This is a genomic window from Methylocystis sp. NC52PC, from assembly GCF_055698645.1.
Window position 1 is genome coordinate 2511973 of record NZ_CP170127.1, and the last position, 15883, is coordinate 2527855.

Annotated in this window: 12 protein-coding genes; 6 read left to right on the top strand and 6 right to left on the bottom strand. The window is 67.8% G+C overall.

The window, feature by feature from the left end; translation table 11 throughout:
- Together ACETII_RS14125 and ACETII_RS14130 are read left to right on the top strand one after the other, a co-directional pair.
- Positions 1–3114, top strand: a complete 3114-nt coding sequence (locus tag ACETII_RS14125; RefSeq protein ID WP_363346841.1) for an efflux RND transporter permease subunit — start codon at positions 1–3, stop codon at positions 3112–3114.
- A complete protein-coding gene (locus ACETII_RS14130) occupies positions 3111–4412 on the top strand; it encodes a TolC family protein (RefSeq protein ID WP_363346843.1) in 1302 nt (433 codons plus the stop codon). The genes ACETII_RS14125 and ACETII_RS14130 overlap by 4 nt, the downstream gene beginning before the upstream one ends.
- Here the strand turns inward: ACETII_RS14130 and ACETII_RS14135 are convergent, their stop codons facing one another.
- Positions 4413–5279 (bottom strand): alpha/beta fold hydrolase, encoded by an 867-nt coding sequence (locus ACETII_RS14135; protein WP_472785929.1) that lies wholly within the window; start codon positions 5277–5279, stop codon positions 4413–4415.
- Positions 5280–5448: 169 nt separating this feature from the next.
- On the opposite strand from ACETII_RS14135, the gene ACETII_RS14140 reads away from it, so the two are divergent.
- The 3 genes from ACETII_RS14140 to lexA all read left to right on the top strand — a co-directional run bounded on the left by ACETII_RS14140 (position 5449) and on the right by lexA (position 8953).
- Complete coding sequence (locus ACETII_RS14140) at positions 5449–6414, top strand: acetyl-CoA carboxylase carboxyltransferase subunit alpha (RefSeq protein ID WP_363346847.1); 966 nt, start codon at positions 5449–5451, stop codon at positions 6412–6414.
- Positions 6415–6608: 194 nt separating this feature from the next.
- On the top strand, positions 6609–7778 hold the full coding sequence (locus tag ACETII_RS14145) for a L,D-transpeptidase family protein (RefSeq protein WP_472785930.1): 1170 nt from the start codon (positions 6609–6611) through the stop codon (positions 7776–7778).
- A 464-nt stretch (positions 7779–8242) separates the two neighbouring features.
- Positions 8243–8953: a transcriptional repressor LexA gene (gene lexA, locus ACETII_RS14150; protein WP_363346851.1), complete on the top strand. Its 711-nt coding sequence runs from the start codon at positions 8243–8245 to the stop codon at positions 8951–8953.
- Between the two features lie 118 nt (positions 8954–9071).
- Here the strand turns inward: lexA and ACETII_RS14155 are convergent, their stop codons facing one another.
- Positions 9072–11327, bottom strand: coding sequence for a ComEC/Rec2 family competence protein (locus ACETII_RS14155; RefSeq protein ID WP_472785931.1), 2256 nt, complete (start codon positions 11325–11327; stop codon positions 9072–9074).
- Between the two features lie 57 nt (positions 11328–11384).
- Entirely contained in the window at positions 11385–11573 is a 189-nt protein-coding gene (locus ACETII_RS14160) for a hypothetical protein (protein ID WP_363346855.1), read from the bottom strand.
- 143 nt (positions 11574–11716) lie between these two features.
- Here ACETII_RS14160 and ACETII_RS14165 point away from each other — a divergent pair, with 143 nt between their 5' ends.
- Positions 11717–12778, top strand: a complete 1062-nt coding sequence (locus tag ACETII_RS14165; RefSeq protein WP_472785932.1) for a DUF2336 domain-containing protein — start codon at positions 11717–11719, stop codon at positions 12776–12778.
- A 3-nt stretch (positions 12779–12781) separates the two neighbouring features.
- Here ACETII_RS14165 and ACETII_RS14170 read toward each other — a convergent pair whose 3' ends face one another.
- From ACETII_RS14170 to ACETII_RS14180, 3 genes are read right to left on the bottom strand one after another with little or no spacing between them, the layout of a single operon-like run.
- Positions 12782–13123, bottom strand: a complete 342-nt coding sequence (locus ACETII_RS14170; protein WP_472785933.1) for a DUF1491 family protein — start codon at positions 13121–13123, stop codon at positions 12782–12784.
- Between the two features lie 45 nt (positions 13124–13168).
- Entirely contained in the window at positions 13169–13942 is a 774-nt protein-coding gene (locus tag ACETII_RS14175; protein ID WP_472785934.1) for a peptidoglycan-binding domain-containing protein, read from the bottom strand.
- Positions 13935–15773 (bottom strand): sensor histidine kinase, encoded by a 1839-nt coding sequence (locus ACETII_RS14180; RefSeq protein WP_472785935.1) that lies wholly within the window; start codon positions 15771–15773, stop codon positions 13935–13937. The genes ACETII_RS14175 and ACETII_RS14180 overlap by 8 nt, the downstream gene beginning before the upstream one ends.
- Positions 15774–15883 lie beyond the last annotated feature (110 nt).

The window sequence follows — 15883 nt, forward strand, 5'->3', positions numbered from 1 at the left end:
ATGCTTGAGCGCCTGATCCACTTCTCGCTTCGTCAGCGGCTGCTCACCTTCCTCGGCGCCCTGTTCGTCGCCGCCTGGGGCGCGGTGAGCTATCTCAAGCTCCCGATCGACGCCTTCCCCGATGTCGCGCCGGCGCAGGTGCTCGTCGCCATGCGCGCGCCGGGTCTGACGCCGGAAGAGCTCGAAAGCCGGGTGACCGCGCCGATAGAGATCGCCGCCAAGGGCATTCCATCGCTCATTCGCATGCGGTCGACGACCCGCTACTCGGTGGCGCTGCTCACCTTCGAATTTGCGGAAGGGACGGATATTTATTGGGCGCGCGCGCAGGTCAACGAGCGCCTGTCGCAGGTTCAGGACCAGCTGCCGGACGGCGTCTCCGGCGGGTTGGCGCCGATCGTCACGCCGCTCGGCGAGATGCTGATGTTCACGCTCGTCGGCGGCGATCTGACTCCAACCGAGCAACGCAGCCTCATCGACTGGACGATCCGCCCCGCCATACGCGGCCTTCCCGGCGTCGCCGACCTCAACGTTCTCGGCGGCTTCGTGCGCACCTTCGAGGTGGCGCCGTCGCCCGCCGCCATGGCGGCGCGGGGCGTCACGGTGGCCATGCTCGAAACCGCCCTCTCCAAGAACAACCGCAACGACGGCGCCGGCCGCGTCCGCGACGGCGAGGAGGCGCTGCTGGTGCGCGCCGAGGGCCGGCTGCGCTCGCTGGAGGATATTCGCTCCGTCGTCATCGATTCGCGCAAGACCGGCGTGGTGCGCGTCGGCGACGTGGCGGAAGTGCGCAACGGCGCGTTGCCGCGCAATGGCGTCGTGACCCGCAACGGCGAGTCCGAGGCGGTCTGGGCGCTTGTGCTCGGCCTGCGCGGCGCCGACGCGAGCATGGTCGTCAACGGCGTGAAGGCGCGCCTCGCCGAGATCGAGCCTTTGCTGCCCAAGGGCGCGAAGATCGAGATTTTCTACGATCGCAGCGAACTGATCGGCAAAGCCGTCTGGACGGTGCAGAAGGTGCTGATCGAGGCGATCGTCCTCGTCGTCATCCTGCTCGCGCTGTTTCTCGGCAATCTGCGCGCCGCGCTCGTCGTCTCCGTCATCCTGCCGCTCGCCGCGCTCGCAACCTTCGGGATCATGCGGCTATGGGGCCTGTCGGCCAATATCATGTCGCTCGGCGGCCTCGCCATCGCGATCGGCCTCCTCGTCGACTGCGCGGTGGTGGTCGTGGAAAATGTCGAGCACCGGCTCGCGCATGCTCACGACGCGACGCTCGCCGACCGCATCTTCATGACGCTCGAAGCGACGAGCGAAGTCGCGACCCCGCTGACCTCGGGCGTGGTGATCATTGTCACGGTCTTCCTGCCGCTGCTGTCGCTCGAAGGTCTGGAGGGCCGGCTGTTCGCCCCGGTGGCGCTCACCATCGCCTTCGCCCTCGGCTCCGCGCTCATCCTGTCGCTGACGGTCGTGCCGGCGTTGAGCGCCAGCCTCCTGCGACCGGGCGCCGCCGACGAACCCTGGCTCGTGCGCAAGATCGCCGCGATCTACGAGCCTCTGCTCGAAATGGCGCTGGCGCGTCCGCTGGCCGTCGGCGGCCTCGCCGTCTGCGGGCTTATCGCGGCGGGGCTCGCCTATTCGAGAATCGGCCAGACCTTCATGCCGGTGATGAACGAAGGCACGCCCGTGATCACCGTGCGCAAGCATCCGACGATCAGCGTCGCCGTGGCGGCGGAGACCGACAAGCTCATTCAGCGCGAGATCATGGAGAAAGTGCCGGAGGTAAAGGGCATGATGGCCCGCGCCGGCGCCGATGAATTGGGAATCGACCCGGTTGGACTCAACGAAACGGATAATTTTCTCACGCTCGCGCCGCAAAACGAATGGCGCGGCCATAACATGGAATGGCTGACCGAAGAGATCCGCCAGGTGCTCGACGCCATCCCGGGCATTTCCTACGCCTTCTCGCAGCCGATCGACATGCGCGTGCAGGAGATGATCATCGGCGCGCGCGGCGACGTGGTCGTCAAGATTTTCGGCGACGACATCAACGAGCTCAACCGATTGACGCGCGAAGTGGCGACAGAACTGAAGAAGATCCCCGGCGCGCGCGACGTCTTCGGCCTGCAAAACGACGGCATGCGCTATCTCACCGCGCGCGTCGACCGGCTGGCTGCCGGACGCTTCGGCCTCAACGCGGGCGAAATTCAGGACGCGTTGCGCGTCTGGGTCGACGGCCAGCAGGTCGGCATCGTGCTCGAGGGGCCGATCCGCACGCCGCTCGTCATTCGCGGTTCCGAGACGTCGCGCCGCTCGTCCGTGGATTTCGCGCGCCTGCCGATGGTCTCCAACGACGGGAAGGTCGTCGAGCTGTCGCAGCTTGCCGAGGTGCAGGCCGAGAACGGCCCCATCCAGGTCATCCGCGAGGACGGACGCCGCTTCGCGACCGTTCTCGCCAATGTCGAGGGACGCGATCTCGTCGGCTTCGTCGACGAGGCGAAAGCCGCCGTGGCGCATCACGTGAAGACGCCCAAAGGCTACAGCTATCAATGGGGCGGCCAGTTCGAGAACCAGCAGCGCGCTTCCGCGCGCCTCGCCATCGTCGTCCCCATCGCGCTGGCGCTGATCTTCCTGCTGCTGTATTTCACCTTCAACTCGGCGGTGCAGGCGACGCTCGTGTTCTGCAACGTCCCTTTCGCGGCGATCGGCGGCATTCTTGGCCTCTGGCTCTCCGGCGAGTTTCTCTCGGTGCCCGCCTCGGTCGGCTTCATCGCGCTCATCGGCATCGCCGTGCTGAACGGCGTGGTTCTGATTTCCTACATCAACAAGCTTGTTTCAGAAGGAAACCGCACGACCCGCGAGGCGGTCGTCGAGGGCGCGCGGCGGCGCATGCGTCCCGTCATGCTCACCGCGACGATCGCGGCCTTCGGCCTCATTCCCTTCCTGTTCGCCACGGGCCCCGGCGCCGAAATCCAGCGGCCCCTCGCCATCGTGGTGATCGGGGGCCTGATTTCAGCGACAGTGCTGACGCTCGTGCTCCTGCCGATCCTCTACGATCGGGCCACCGGCTGGCGTCTGCGCTCGAAGCGCGGCAGGCTCGCCAACCGCATGGTTCGCGCATGAGACGGCTGGTGCTCGTCATGGCCGCCGCTTTGTTCGCGCCCCCCGCGCCGGCGCTCGCCGGGCCGAAGGCGCGCGGCGAAGTAACGGTGAAAGGCGATCAGCCGTTAGAGAAGCGCGGCAAGTCGCCGCTCGGCCATGTGCTCGTGCGCCATCTCGACATGGCGGTGGCGATCGACGCGCAGAGCCAGGGGCTCGGGGCGCAATTCGGCGCGGTGACGTCGCGCTTCGCCACGACGCGGTCGATCACGCCCGGTTCGCCCTATGTCGGCGGCCTGCAGCGCAACGCGGTCGCTGGCAACTTACGCAATTACAATGAAACGGAGGTGGAGGCGGGCCTGCCGTTGTGGTTGCCTGGCCAGCGCGACGCCATGGAGACGACCGTCGCCACGGGCGCCATCGAGGTCGAGGAGCGCATTGCGCTCAGGCGCCTCGAGGTCGCGGGCCTCTTGCGCGACGCCTGGTGGAACGCCCAGCGCGCGGCGCGCGAGGCGGGCGTGGCGCGTAACCGCGTGGCGACGGCGCGCGAGATCGGCGCCGATATGACGCGGCGCGTCGAACTCGGCGACGCCGCCCAGGCCGACGCGCTGCTGGCGAGAAACGAATTGCTCGCCGCCGAAACGGAGCTCGCGCAGGCGGAGGGCGCCGTAAAGGTGGCGCGCGTGAACTATGAGGCGCTCACCGGCGGCGCGCCGCCCGACGGAACGCTCGAAACCCTGAAGCCCGCCTGCCCGATAGAGGACCATCCGGCCTTGCGCACGCCGATCGCCGCGCTGCGCCGCGCCGAGGCGCAGCTCCAGCTCGTCGAGGCGACGCCGATCGACAGTCCCGACGTCGCCGTCTTCGGCCGGCAGGAGCATAATCGGCAATATTCGACCGATCTTTCGCAGCCGATCACCGACCAGCGGACCGACGCCACGACGGTCGGCGTGCGCGTGCGCATTCCTTTGCCGACGGACGGCCGCCAGGAGCCGCGCCGGGCGGAGGCCATCGCGGAGATGACCCGCGCCGCCGCCGATTACGAGAAGGCCAAGCGCGTCGTGCTCGCCGACATCGCGGCGGCGCGCGCCAATCTCGCCGCCGCGCGCCGCGCCGCGGGCCTCGCCAACCAAAGGCTCGCCGTCGCCAATGAGCAATTCGAGCTGTCGCGCAAAGCCTTCGCGCTCGGCGAGATCGGCGGCCTCGATTTCTACCGCATCCGTCAGCTTCAGCTCGACGCGCAGCGATCGCAGGCGGCGGCGGCCGTCGCCGTCGGCGCGGCCATCTCGCGGCTCAATCAGGCGCAGGGATATGCGCCCTGATCAGGGACAGGCGTTGAGGAAGACCTTGATGCGGTCGAGCGTCGGCTGATCGAGGAGCAGCGGCGCATGGCCCTGTCCGGGGACGGTGTGGCGCTCGAGAAGCGGCGCGCGGCGGGCCATTTCGTCGAAAACCTCGACGGAGAGAATGTCGCTCGTCTCGCCGCGCAGGGCGAGGATCGGTACGCGGGCGAGCACGGCGAAGGGCTCCCAGAATTCTTCGAATTGCGCGTCGGGCGTGACGACGTCGAGCGTGTGGTTGAGCGCCGGGTCGTAGCGCAGCTCGACGCCGCTTTCCGTCTCGACAAAGGTCTGACGCGCGTAGGTTTCCCATTCCTCGGCGCTCACGCCGGCAAATTGCGGCGCTGCGGTCATGCGCATCAGCGCGACCGCCTCGGATAGGCGCGAGAGCGGCGGCAACTTGCCGACATAGCGCTTGATGCGCAAAAGCCCCTCCTTTTCGACCTTGGGGCCAATGTCGTTGAGGATCGCCGCGCGCACCAGCGCGGGTCGCGCCTTGGCGATGCGCATCGTATGCAGCCCGCCGCGCGAGGTCCCGAGAAACGCCGCCTCCGTCACGCCCGCGTCGGCGAGAACGGCGAAAATATCCGCCTGCTCGACGTCGAGGTCGTAATGGCGCCAGTCCGTATCCCACGCCGAGCGCCCGCGTCCGCGATAGTCGAGGGCGAGCACGCGCCGGTCCGCGGTCGTCTCGGCCACGCGCCAGAAATCGTCCGCCGTGCGCGCCAGGCCGGGAAGGCAGACGAGCGGCAGACGCGTCGCGTCGGGCGCGGGGTAATCGAGATAATGCAGGCGCAGGCCATCGGCGGCGGCGATGAAGCGGCTTTCAGCCGGTCGGGTCGAGCTCAAGCGGCGGCTCCTTTTCCTTTGACCTTTTCTACAAGGCGCGGGCCGGCGAGCAAAATTGCGCTTTCCCGCATTAGTCCCCTTCCTTGACTTCGCCGCCCCGAGCGGCGAGTTTGCGCCCGCCCGAGCCGACAAAAGCGGCCTCGAACGCTTGAAGGAACACCCCTCGTCCATGCGCTCCTATCTCGATTTCGAAAAGCCCGTCGCCGAACTCGAAACCAAGGTGGAGGAGCTGCGCGCGCTGGCCGAGAAAGGCGAGGGCGTCTCGATCGCCGAGGAATTGACCAAGCTGGAGGCCAAAGCCGCCAAGGCGCTCGCCGATCTCTACGCCGGCCTGACGCCCTGGCAGAAGATCCAAGTCGCACGCCATCCGCAGCGGCCGCATTTCTCGGATTACGTCAAACAGCTCGTCTCCGAATTCACGCCGCTCGCCGGCGACCGGTTTTTCGGCGAGGACTCCGCCATCGTGGGCGGGTTCGGCCGCTTGCGGGGCGAGCCCGTCTGCATCATTGGTCAGGAAAAGGGCTCGGATACGGCGAGCCGCCTGCATCACAATTTCGGCATGGCGCGGCCCGAGGGCTATCGCAAGGCGGTGCGCCTCATGGAGCTTGCCGATCGTTTCGGCCTGCCGGTGATTTCGCTCGTGGACACGGCCGGCGCCTTTCCGGGCATTGACGCGGAGGAGCGCGGGCAGGCCGAGGCGATCGCCCGCTCGACGGACGCCTCGCTCCAGCTCGGCGTTCCCAATGTCGCGGTCGTGGTCGGGGAGGGCGGCTCGGGCGGCGCCATCGCCATCGCGGCGGCGAACAAGGTGCTGATGCTGGAGCATGCAGTCTACACCGTCGCCTCCCCCGAGGCGTCGGCCTCGATCCTGTGGCGCGATTCGGCCAAGGCCCAGGACGCGGCGACGAGCATGAAGATCACGGCCCAGGATCTGCTGAAGTTTGGCATCATCGATCTGATCGTCACAGAGCCGGCCGGCGGCGCCCATCGCGATCCGCCCGCCGCGATCTCAGCCGTGGGCGACGCGGTCTGGTCGGAGCTTTCCAGGCTGACGAACCTCTCCCGCGAGCAACTGCGCAACGCCCGCGCCGAAAAATTTCTCAATATGGGCCGTAAGCTTGACGAGAAGCGTTAACCGCGTTCGCTAAAATGCGCGGTTTCAGACCCCCGCGCTGGCGCCACGGACACCATATCGCCCAATGTCGGGACTAAGCAGCACACTGTGTTTCTACGTCCCGAGCCCTTGGTAAGGATTGGCTTACGCTGGATCGGATAGACATCGGCTCGGCGTGACCGGCGGGCCGGGACGCGAGAGGGGAGCTTGAGCGCATGACATTTCGGGTCTTGAAGCCGGCCGCGGCCGTCGCTTTCGCCGCGCTGTCCCTCGCCGCCTGCAACGACAGCGGCCTGTCGCATCGCTCGCTTGCGCCGGTTCCGCGCGAGACGCTCGCCTTAATGGAGAAGCTCGGCACCAGCAAGGACGCGCCGATGCTGATTCGCGCCTATAAAAAAGAGGCGGAGCTCGAGATCTGGAAAATGGGGTCGGATGGCAAATACGTCCACCTCAAAACCTTCCCCATGTGCCGCTGGTCGGGCCAGCTGGGGCCGAAGACGCGGGAGGGCGATCGCCAGGTGCCGGAGGGCTTCTATTCCATCACCCCGGCGCAGATGAATCCGAACTCCTCCTATTACCTGTCCTTCAACGTCGGCTACCCCAACCAGCTCGACAAGGCGCTCGGCCATACGGGCGGCACGATCATGGTGCATGGCGCCTGCTCCTCGGCCGGCTGCTTCTCCATGACCGATGCGCAAATCGCCGAGATCTACGCCATCGCCCGCGCGTCCTTCGAGGGCGGCCAGCAGTCCATTCAGATGCAGTCCCTTCCCTTCCGCATGACGGCCGAAAATCTGGCCAAGCACCGCCTCGATTCGAATATCGGCTTTTGGAGGAACCTCAAGGAAGGCAGCGATCACTTCGAGGTGACGAAGATGGAGCCGGAGGTCGCCTTCTGCGGCCGCCGCTATGTCTTCAACGCCGCGGCGGACGGCCGCATGGACCCGCTCGCGGCCTGTCCGCCCTTGAAGCAGGACCCCGAGATCGTGGCGAGCGTCTCGGCCAAGTCCGCCAAGGACGAAGAGAAAATTGCCGAGCTGTCGCAAAGCGTAAAGCCGGTGCGCGTCGTCTATCAGGATGGCGGCATGCATCCGAGCTTCCTCTCCAAGGTCGCCGAAACGAGCCGCCCGGAGGCAGTCGCGCCGCCGGAAGAGATTGCGCTCGACGACAAGACGGGGCGCGGCAAAGGCGCTCAGATCGCGTCGAAGTCGCCTGTCGTGACCATGGCGGCCGCCAAGGCCGCGGCGCCGACCCGCCCGGCGGAGGCGACGAGCGTCGCGCGGGCGCTTTCGGCGGACACGCGCCGCGAGATGTCGGCGCTCGCGGCGACGGCCGAGGACGGACCGACGTCGTCCATCAAACGCGCGCTGAAGCTGAAGAAATAGAGGGGCGGCCCCGGCGCCCTGCCGTGACAGAAGTCCGCCCGTGACAGCTGTCCGGGCACGGCGCCAGGCGACGCCAGGACGAGGGCGCGAAGGAGCGGGGCGTGCGACGGGGAGGACGAGCACCCCTCCACAGACTTGAAGCGCCTGCCACCCGATTTAGGACCGTCGCTCGTCCAACATAGGCTTTGCCGGCGGCGCGTTCAAGGAAAGGTCGACGGCTCCGCGCCCCTTCGCCCGCCGAGGCCTCCCCGCCATGCTGGAAAGGACCGCGCCGACGCGATTTACGCGCTCGGAATTTAGCAAAATCCGCTCCAACAGCGGCGGGGTCTTCGCGCGCTCCTCCCCCATTTGTGCTTGCGGAACGCAAAGAGAACGTCTAAGGTGTTCATGATTTGTTTGTAGCGCGGGGTCGGGACCTTGATCGGTCGACGCGCGGGCGGTTCTTCCGCGGACAGGGGCGTTTCATGCTGACGAGAAAGCAGAGTGATCTGCTCCGTTTCATTCACGAGCGGTTGAAAGAAACGGGCGTCCCGCCGTCTTTCGACGAGATGAAGGACGCGCTCGACCTCCGGTCCAAATCCGGCATCCATCGGCTCATTCTGGCGCTCGAGGAGCGCGGCTTCATCCGCCGCCTGCCCAACCGCGCCCGCGCGCTCGAAGTGCTGCGCCTGCCGGAGTCCGCGACGCCGCGGAGCGGGGGCGGCGCCCGCGGAGGCAAATTCGCCCCATCGGTGATTCAAGGCAATCTCGGCCGCGTGCGCCCCCTTGCCGAGCGTGAGGAGGAGGGGAATCAGCCGGTCGCCATCCCGGTCATGGGCCGCATTGCCGCGGGCACGCCGATTTCAGCGATCCAGAGCCGCAGCCATACGATCAGCCTTCCGCCTGACATGCTGTCCAATGGGGAACATTTCGCGCTCGAAGTGCGCGGCGACTCGATGATCGAGGCCGGCATTCTCGACGGCGACACGGTCATCATCAAGAAGCAGGACCACGCCGACACCGGCGACATTGTCGTGGCGCTGATCGAGGATGAAGAAGCGACGCTGAAGCGCCTGCGCAAACGCGGCGCCTCCATCGCGCTGGAGGCGGCCAACCCCGCCTATGAGACCCGGATCTTTGGACCCGACAAGGTGCGAATCCAGGGGAAGCTCGTGAGCCTGCTGCGAAAATATTGACCGGAGCGGCATCGCGTGCGCGGGAGCTTGCCATGGGCCGAGGCTTTCCCGGCTCGCACATAACTACGCATCGCAAGCGGCGAGGAGATCGAAAACCGCGCCATAGCCGCGAGTCGCTTCACTCCATCGATTCCGCTAGCTCCGCCTCGTCGCTCTCCTCATCCTCGGGCGCGGCGGCGAGTTTGACCGTTTGCTGCGGGCGAGGAGACCACGGGCGATCCTCGTCGACGCCGCGCGCCGTCGTCCACAGGGCGCCGCCTTCCTTCGGGAAGCGCAACGAGACCGCGCCTGTTTCGGCGAGCCTGATCCGGTCGATAATGAGCGGCGCGGCGCAACCTTCCGGCGCCCGCAGCGGCGTGACGACGATCGCCGCCCGAGCGCAATCTTCGAGGAAAGCCGCGCGCGCGGAAACGAGCGCCACGAAGCGCCCGTCCACGAGACGGCCAACGCAGCCGTAATCGTCGCAGGCGATCCCGCCTCTCGCCTCAGCGGCCGCGCGGCCGTCGGCGTCGGCGCGCAGCCATTGTTCAGCGGCGAAGGCGCCGGGTTTCTTGCCGAGCAGCGCCAGTTCGCCCGAAGGCAGGCGGATCGCTGCGGCGTCTCCCGTCCCCGCCACCGCCAGATCGAAGCCTGCGCCGCTCTTTGCGCCGATGAGCCCGATGAGGGCCAAGGGAATGGCGCTCGCGCGCAGCGCCCATGTCCGCCACAGCACGGCGGAGAGGACGGCGAGGGCGAGAAAGACGATCGCCCAGGGCGCAAAAGCCTTCACCTGCAGGCTGGCCCCCGGCGCGCTGGCGATGAGCCCGGCGAGCCAGGTGACGAGATGAATGCCCATCTCGAGCCAGCGCCAAACGAGGCCGTCGAGGCCGAAAGGGTACAGCGCCGCGCCGAGCAGCGCGCAGGGCACGGCGAAAAATTCGATGATGGCCAGAGTGAGCGGATTGCCGATCAGCACATAGGGGCTGAGTTCGTGGAAATCATAGGCCATGAAGGAGGCGGTGGCGGACGTCGCGCAAAGCGTTGCGACGAGCGGCGCGCCGGGCCCGTGCAGCAGACGATCGAGGAGGGCCTCCCGCCATTCCGAAAAGCGGCCCGGCGCGGAGATCATCGGACGCTTGGCATGGCTTCGCGCCAGTGCCGCGCCGCGCCATTCATAGACGGCGATGAGCGCCGCGACGGCGGCGAAGGAAAGCTGGAAGCTCGCGCCCAGGATCGCCTCGGGCTCGAAGGCGACGACAAAGAAGACGGCGAGCGCGAGATTGCGCATCGAAAGCGACGGACGATCGAAGAGAACGGCCGCGAGCATGATCAGCGTCATGACGAGCGCGCGCTCCGTGCCGACGCGCGAGCCCGTGCCGATGTCGTAGAGAACGGCTCCGACCATGGCGAGCGCCGCCGCCCACTTCTTAATGGGGTAATTGAGCGCGAGCGTCTGCGACGCGGCGAGCAGGCGACGAAAGCCGACGAAGAAGATGCCGGCGACGAGCGTCATCTGCATGCCTGAAATTGTGACGATATGAAAAATTCCGGCTCGACGGATCAGGTCCTTGGCGTGCTCGGACAGGAAATCGCGTTTGCCGGTCACCATCGCCGCCGCAATGGCGCCGGCGTCGTCGCCGATGATCTTATAAATGCGCAGCGCGAGGTCGTTGCGGACACGGTCCACCGCGGCGAAGAAGCGCAGCGACGCTGGCGCGGGGTCGGGAGGCGGCAGGGTCTCGACGCGGCCGAGCGCGCTGCCGACTCCCCCTAACCGCGCGAAATAGGCGTCGCGGGCGAAATCATACCCGCCGGGCAGCGCCGCGCGGGCGGGCGGCATCAGGCGCGCCTTGAGGCCCACGAAGTCGCCGGCGGCGAAGCGCGGCGTTCCGCGCGTGGTGAGGCGCACGCGCGCCGGGACGACGTCGCCCGGCAGGCCTTCGGCGCTGGCGACGGACAGAACGAAGCGCGCCCCCGTCGGGCGCAGGTCCAGTTCCTCGACGAAGCCCGTCAGTTCGCCCACGCCGATTCGCGGCACGACTGGCGCGGCGACGCGCGCCGTGCGCCATGCGCCGGAACCGAACCCCGCGGCGACGCAGGCAAGGGCAAGGAAGAGCGCATGGGCGCGCGCATGGCGGCGGCGCGTGACGACGGCGAGAAGAGTGAAGACGGCGAGCGCGCCGAAGCAGAGAGCGAGCGAAGGCTCGCGATTAGCGCTGAAATAGAAGACGACGCCCGCGATGCCCGCGACGGCGCGCCACAGAAACGGCCGTCTGAGCTCCGTCTCTTCGGCATAGGCGTCCCGCAGCGCCGCGGCGAGCCGGTCGAGCCACGGCGCAAGTGACAGCGCTCGCCCGCCAAGCTCCCGATGTTCAGCCGCCCGCGCCTCGCTCATCCCCGCCCCCGCAAGGGCGACTGTAATGCCGATGGCGGGCGCGCGCCAACGCCAAGATTACGCTCTCGCGCGGCTCTTGCGCTTTCTGCCGCCCCGCGGCCCCTGGTCCGGCGCGTGGGTCGGCAGGTCCTCGGCGCGCATGTAGCGCACGCCGAGGAAAAACAGGATTTGCGCGTCGCCAATCGGCGGCTCGCTTGGGCGGCGCGGGCTCCTTTCGCGCATCTGGAAGGCGACGACCTCCCCCATATCGACCTCTTTGCGGCGGCTCTGGCCCAAAATGAATCAGGCGTTAACAGGATTAGGGGTCGGCGAGGGTTAATGTTCCGTCAACGACCGCGGGCTAGTCTCGATGCTCAAGTCGCGTATGCGTTCGAGCGAGCAGCCCATCCATGCAGCCAGATAAGTCAGAGCGGCGGATCGACCATGCCGCGCTCTTGCGCGCCATCGTGGATCAGTTCGTCGAGCGGCAGATGCATCCGGTCGGGGACGTCAAGCAATTCGAACAACTTGCGCTCGGTCTCATCGACATTGTCGACGCCGACTCGGCGGCCCCCATCGTCAGGCCGCTCTGCATTCATCCCGAGACGCCGGCGTCAATTTTCGATTGTCTCCTCGCCAAGGGCGGGGCTTGCGCGGAGCTTGCCCTGCAGTTTGCGCCCGACCTTTCCCACGCTGATTTACGCGCCGTCGCACAAGGCGGCTCTCCGGCGCTCGCCTGCGCGGTCGCGCGGCGCGGCGGTCTCGAACGCGATATCGTGGAGGCGCTCGTCCAGCGCGGGGAGGCGGAGACGTTGCGCGCCCTTGCCGCAAACTGGCGCTTGCGTTTCGAGCCGGCGGCGCGGCGCGCGCTGGCGCAGGCGGCCCGCGACGACTTGTCCCTCGCGCGCATCTTGCTCGACCGCGACGATTTCGGCGCCGACAGCGAGGGGCTCTTTCTCGCGGCGACGCGCCACGAGCGCACCGAGATTATCTTGAACGCCTGCCGGCGCGCGCTTTGCGCCGGGATGGCGGAGCGCGCCGCCGCCGATCCGGCCGTGACGACAAAGCTCGAAAGGGCTGCGCTCGACGATGACTCGGGGGCCATGGCCGCGGCCCTCGCCGAAGCGCTCGACTGCCGCAAGACGCGCGCCCTTGCCATTCTGGGCGACGTTCAGGGGGAAGCCCTCGCCCTGGCGCTGACCGCGCTCGGCGTCGATGCCGACGCGGCCTCGCGCATCTTTCTGGCGCTCCCCGAGCAGGGGCGCCGGGCGCCGACCCTCGCCGCGCTCGTGCGCGCGATCCCGCAGCGCGCCGCCAGAGAGATCGTCGCGGCGATGACGGGGAACGCGAAGGGCGAGCGCGAGACGATGCGTCGCGCCGGCAAGCGCGACGACCTCCCTTCGCCGCCCGCCCGGCGGCGCGCCGCGCCACAGGGCGGCTCCGCGCCGCTGCGCAAAGCCGACCGCGCCTGAGCGTCAGGCGGCCAGATCGACGAAGACGCGGCCGTCGCGGTCTTCGATCTCGATAATCCAAAGGTCCGGGTCGAATATCATTTCGCGCTTGAGACGCGCCTCGGCCTCTGCGGGATCGACCCAGTCGTTGGCGTGAACCTTGGAGAAAAGACGATCCACGCCCTCCGGCAGCGCCTCGGTCTGCGGCGCGGGGCCGTAGACCGCGGCCCGGCCGTCGAGCCGGTCGAGCTTGATGAACAGCGCGCCGGCCTCGGCCGAGCCGCGCCGACGCAGCATGGCCACGGCGCCTTGCGCTTCGGCGCGGCGAATAAGGGCGGCGGCGAAAATATCCGATCTAAGACGCATCGCCCCTAACCTAGTGCGAAATGCGCCGCGGGTCTAAGCCTGTCGTCACTGGCGCCCCGCGGCCATCCGTTGCGCGATGGCTTTGCCCACCTTTGGGGTGAGCTCGCCTGTGACCGGCAGGCCATTGTCGCGCTCGAATTTCTCGATCGCCTTGCGCAAGCCCGGGCTGGCCACTCCGTCCGGCTTGACCACATAGCCGAGCCTCTGCAGCGCGCGCTGCGCCGAGAGCACATTACGGTCGGGAACCGGGGGAGCGGGCGACGCCGCGTCGGCAGGCGCCGCGACGGGCTTCTTGGGTTCGCCGCCGAGCAGCGCGCCGATCTGGTCGCGGCTCGCGACCTCGCGCTTTTTCTCGGGCTTGGACGCCGGCGCGGCGTCGCTCTTGAGAAGCGCCGCCAGGGGGTCGGTTCTGGCCGGCTCCATCTTGACGGCGACTTTCGGGACGGGCCGCGACGCGGGGGCGGCGTCGCCCTTGACGCTCTCGGCGTCGCGCGCCGGGGCGTCAATCTTGGCCGGGCGCGCGGGCGGCGTCGGCGTTTGCGCCGTCTGGAGCTTTTCGGGCGTGACGACGCGCGTCGAGAACAGCGGCGCCGGATGGCGTCCGTCCTGGAAGAACAGCGCATTCATCGGCACGCCAATCAAGGCGAGCCCGCCAATCGCGACGAGCGTCATGACGCCGAGCCGGCGCCGCTCGAACATCCCGCCGCGCCCGCCCTTTTTCTTCGGCGCGGGAGAGCCGGCGCCGCGGCGCTTCGGCGTCGCGGCGCGTTCGTCTGGAAAATCGTCGAACCTGGGGTCGCTGAGCGAAACGTCACGCAATTTTCTTCACCGTCTCTTCGTCGTGGCGAATATCCGCGCCAAAAGCGGCGCCATGTCGCGGAATAGTTTCGATCCGGGCGGCGACGTTTCCGACCCCGCCGCGGGCGCGACAGTCGAGCGGCAAACGCACCGTCACCGTAGTGCCCTTTCTCGGCGCGCTTTCGACGACGATGCCGCCCCCATGCAATCCGACGAGGCCGCGAACGACCGAGAGGCCCAGGCCTGTGCCCTCATAGGCGCGGCTGTGGGTGGCGTTGGCCTGGAAGAACGGATCGCCGAGGCGCAAGAGGTCGGCCGCGGCGATGCCGATGCCCGTGTCGGCGACGGTCAGCGCCAGAAGATTGCCCTCGGGCGCGACTCGCACGCCGACGCGGCCGCCTGCCGGCGTGAATTTCACCGCGTTGGAGAGAAGGTTGAGCATGATTTGCTTGCAGGCGCGCTTGTCGGCGACAAGCTCCTCCATCTCCCCGCGGTAATCACGCATGAGCTGCACGCCGCCCTCATCGGCTTTCAACTGGACCATGTCGCAGCACTGGTCGATGAGCTCAGGCAGCGAAAAGTTTTCCGGGTAAAGCTGCATGGCGCCGGCCTCGATCTTCGACATGTCGAGGATGGTGTTGACGATCTGCAGCAGATGATTGCCGGAGTTGGCGACGATCGCCGCATATTCGCGTTGCTTGACGGGGTCCGCGGGCGCGAGCGCCGGATTGGACAGCATTTCCGAGAAGCCAATGATGGCGTTCAGCGGCGTGCGCAGTTCGTGGCTGATGTTGGCGAGGAAGCGCTCCTTCATCGCCGTGGCGCGCTCGCTTTCGGCGCGCGCCGCAGCGATCGCTTCGTCGGCGTTTTTTTGGGCCGTCACGTCACGCAGCACGCAGACGACCGGAGCGGGATTTTCGGGGGCCGCGTCATTCGTCTCGAACCCTCGCCGGCCGCGGCGCATGCGCGCTTCGAAGTCCCTGAAGACCGGTTCGGCGTAAGCGCCCGAAGCCGAGGCCGTCAGACCGACCTGAACGCGCAGAATGGCGGTGAGCGGCGCCGGGCGCTCGGCGGCGTCGGACACGAGTTTGAGAAAGGTTGGGCGATCGCCGATGTGAACGCGCTGGAACAAGCCTCGCCCGATGAGGTCGCCCCGGTTGAGCCCATAGGTCATGTGGGTCTCGCCGATCAGCGCCGCGACCGCGCCGCTACGGTCGAGATGGAGCACGATGTCGCCGAGGGCGTCGGTCAGCAGGCGCAGGTCGCGCGCGCTCGACATATCCGCCCCGCGGGGTCTGCTTTCGGCGCGAACCGCGCAGAAGGCGAGGAAGGCGACGTAAAGAAACGCCGGCGTCGCAAGAAGAGCGGCGGAATGTCCAACGGCTGCTCCAGCCGCGAGTGCGACGGCGCCGACGGACGCCGCCGCCGCCAGGGCGACCAGAGCCAAGTCGGGCGCAACCGCCGCTTCGACAAGCGCGACGGCAAGCGCGGCGCAGACGGCCAGATCATTCGCGGGCAAGGCGTAGAGCGCCGCGGCGAGGGCGAGCCAGCCGACGACGGAGACGCGTCGCGCAAGGGACAGCCGGCCCGTGCGCGCCAAGATCGCAACGGAGACCAGCGGCGTCTGCGCAAGGAAGAAGATCAGCGCCTCTTGCGACGACGGCGCCCCGTAAAGGAAAAGCCAGGCCGGCGCGAGGAGCAGCGCGGCGCCCGCAAAAACAAGGCGCGGCGCCATGAAGAAGCGATGGCGCGCGCGGTCGAGGCGGCCTTCAGACGCGGTCTCGTGCACAAGCTGGTCGAGAAAACGCGATGGACGATCCAGCGATATTAATTTGGACACAAAACTACGCAATGGCGCGCTCCTGCTCGAAGGGAGCGTCGCTCAGCAGTCTTAATGAGTGCTGAGCAGGCCAGAGCGCGCCGACACGCTCAGCTTTACCGGAGGCGCAATGGTTTTATTTT

Excerpts from the sequence above, each read along its gene's own strand:
- ACETII_RS14125 (WP_363346841.1), top strand. The coding sequence starts at position 1 with ATGCTTGAGCGCCTGATCCACTTCTCGCTTCGTCAGCGGCTGCTCACC.
- ACETII_RS14130 (WP_363346843.1), top strand. The coding sequence starts at position 3,111 with ATGAGACGGCTGGTGCTCGTCATGGCCGCCGCTTTGTTCGCGCCCCCC.
- ACETII_RS14140 (WP_363346847.1), top strand. The coding sequence starts at position 5,449 with ATGCGCTCCTATCTCGATTTCGAAAAGCCCGTCGCCGAACTCGAAACC.
- ACETII_RS14145 (WP_472785930.1), top strand. The coding sequence starts at position 6,609 with ATGACATTTCGGGTCTTGAAGCCGGCCGCGGCCGTCGCTTTCGCCGCG.
- lexA (WP_363346851.1), top strand. The coding sequence starts at position 8,243 with ATGCTGACGAGAAAGCAGAGTGATCTGCTCCGTTTCATTCACGAGCGG.
- ACETII_RS14155 (WP_472785931.1), bottom strand. The coding sequence starts at position 11,327 with ATGAGCGAGGCGCGGGCGGCTGAACATCGGGAGCTTGGCGGGCGAGCG.
- ACETII_RS14160 (WP_363346855.1), bottom strand. The coding sequence starts at position 11,573 with ATGGGGGAGGTCGTCGCCTTCCAGATGCGCGAAAGGAGCCCGCGCCGC.
- ACETII_RS14165 (WP_472785932.1), top strand. The coding sequence starts at position 11,717 with ATGCAGCCAGATAAGTCAGAGCGGCGGATCGACCATGCCGCGCTCTTG.
- ACETII_RS14170 (WP_472785933.1), bottom strand. The coding sequence starts at position 13,123 with ATGCGTCTTAGATCGGATATTTTCGCCGCCGCCCTTATTCGCCGCGCC.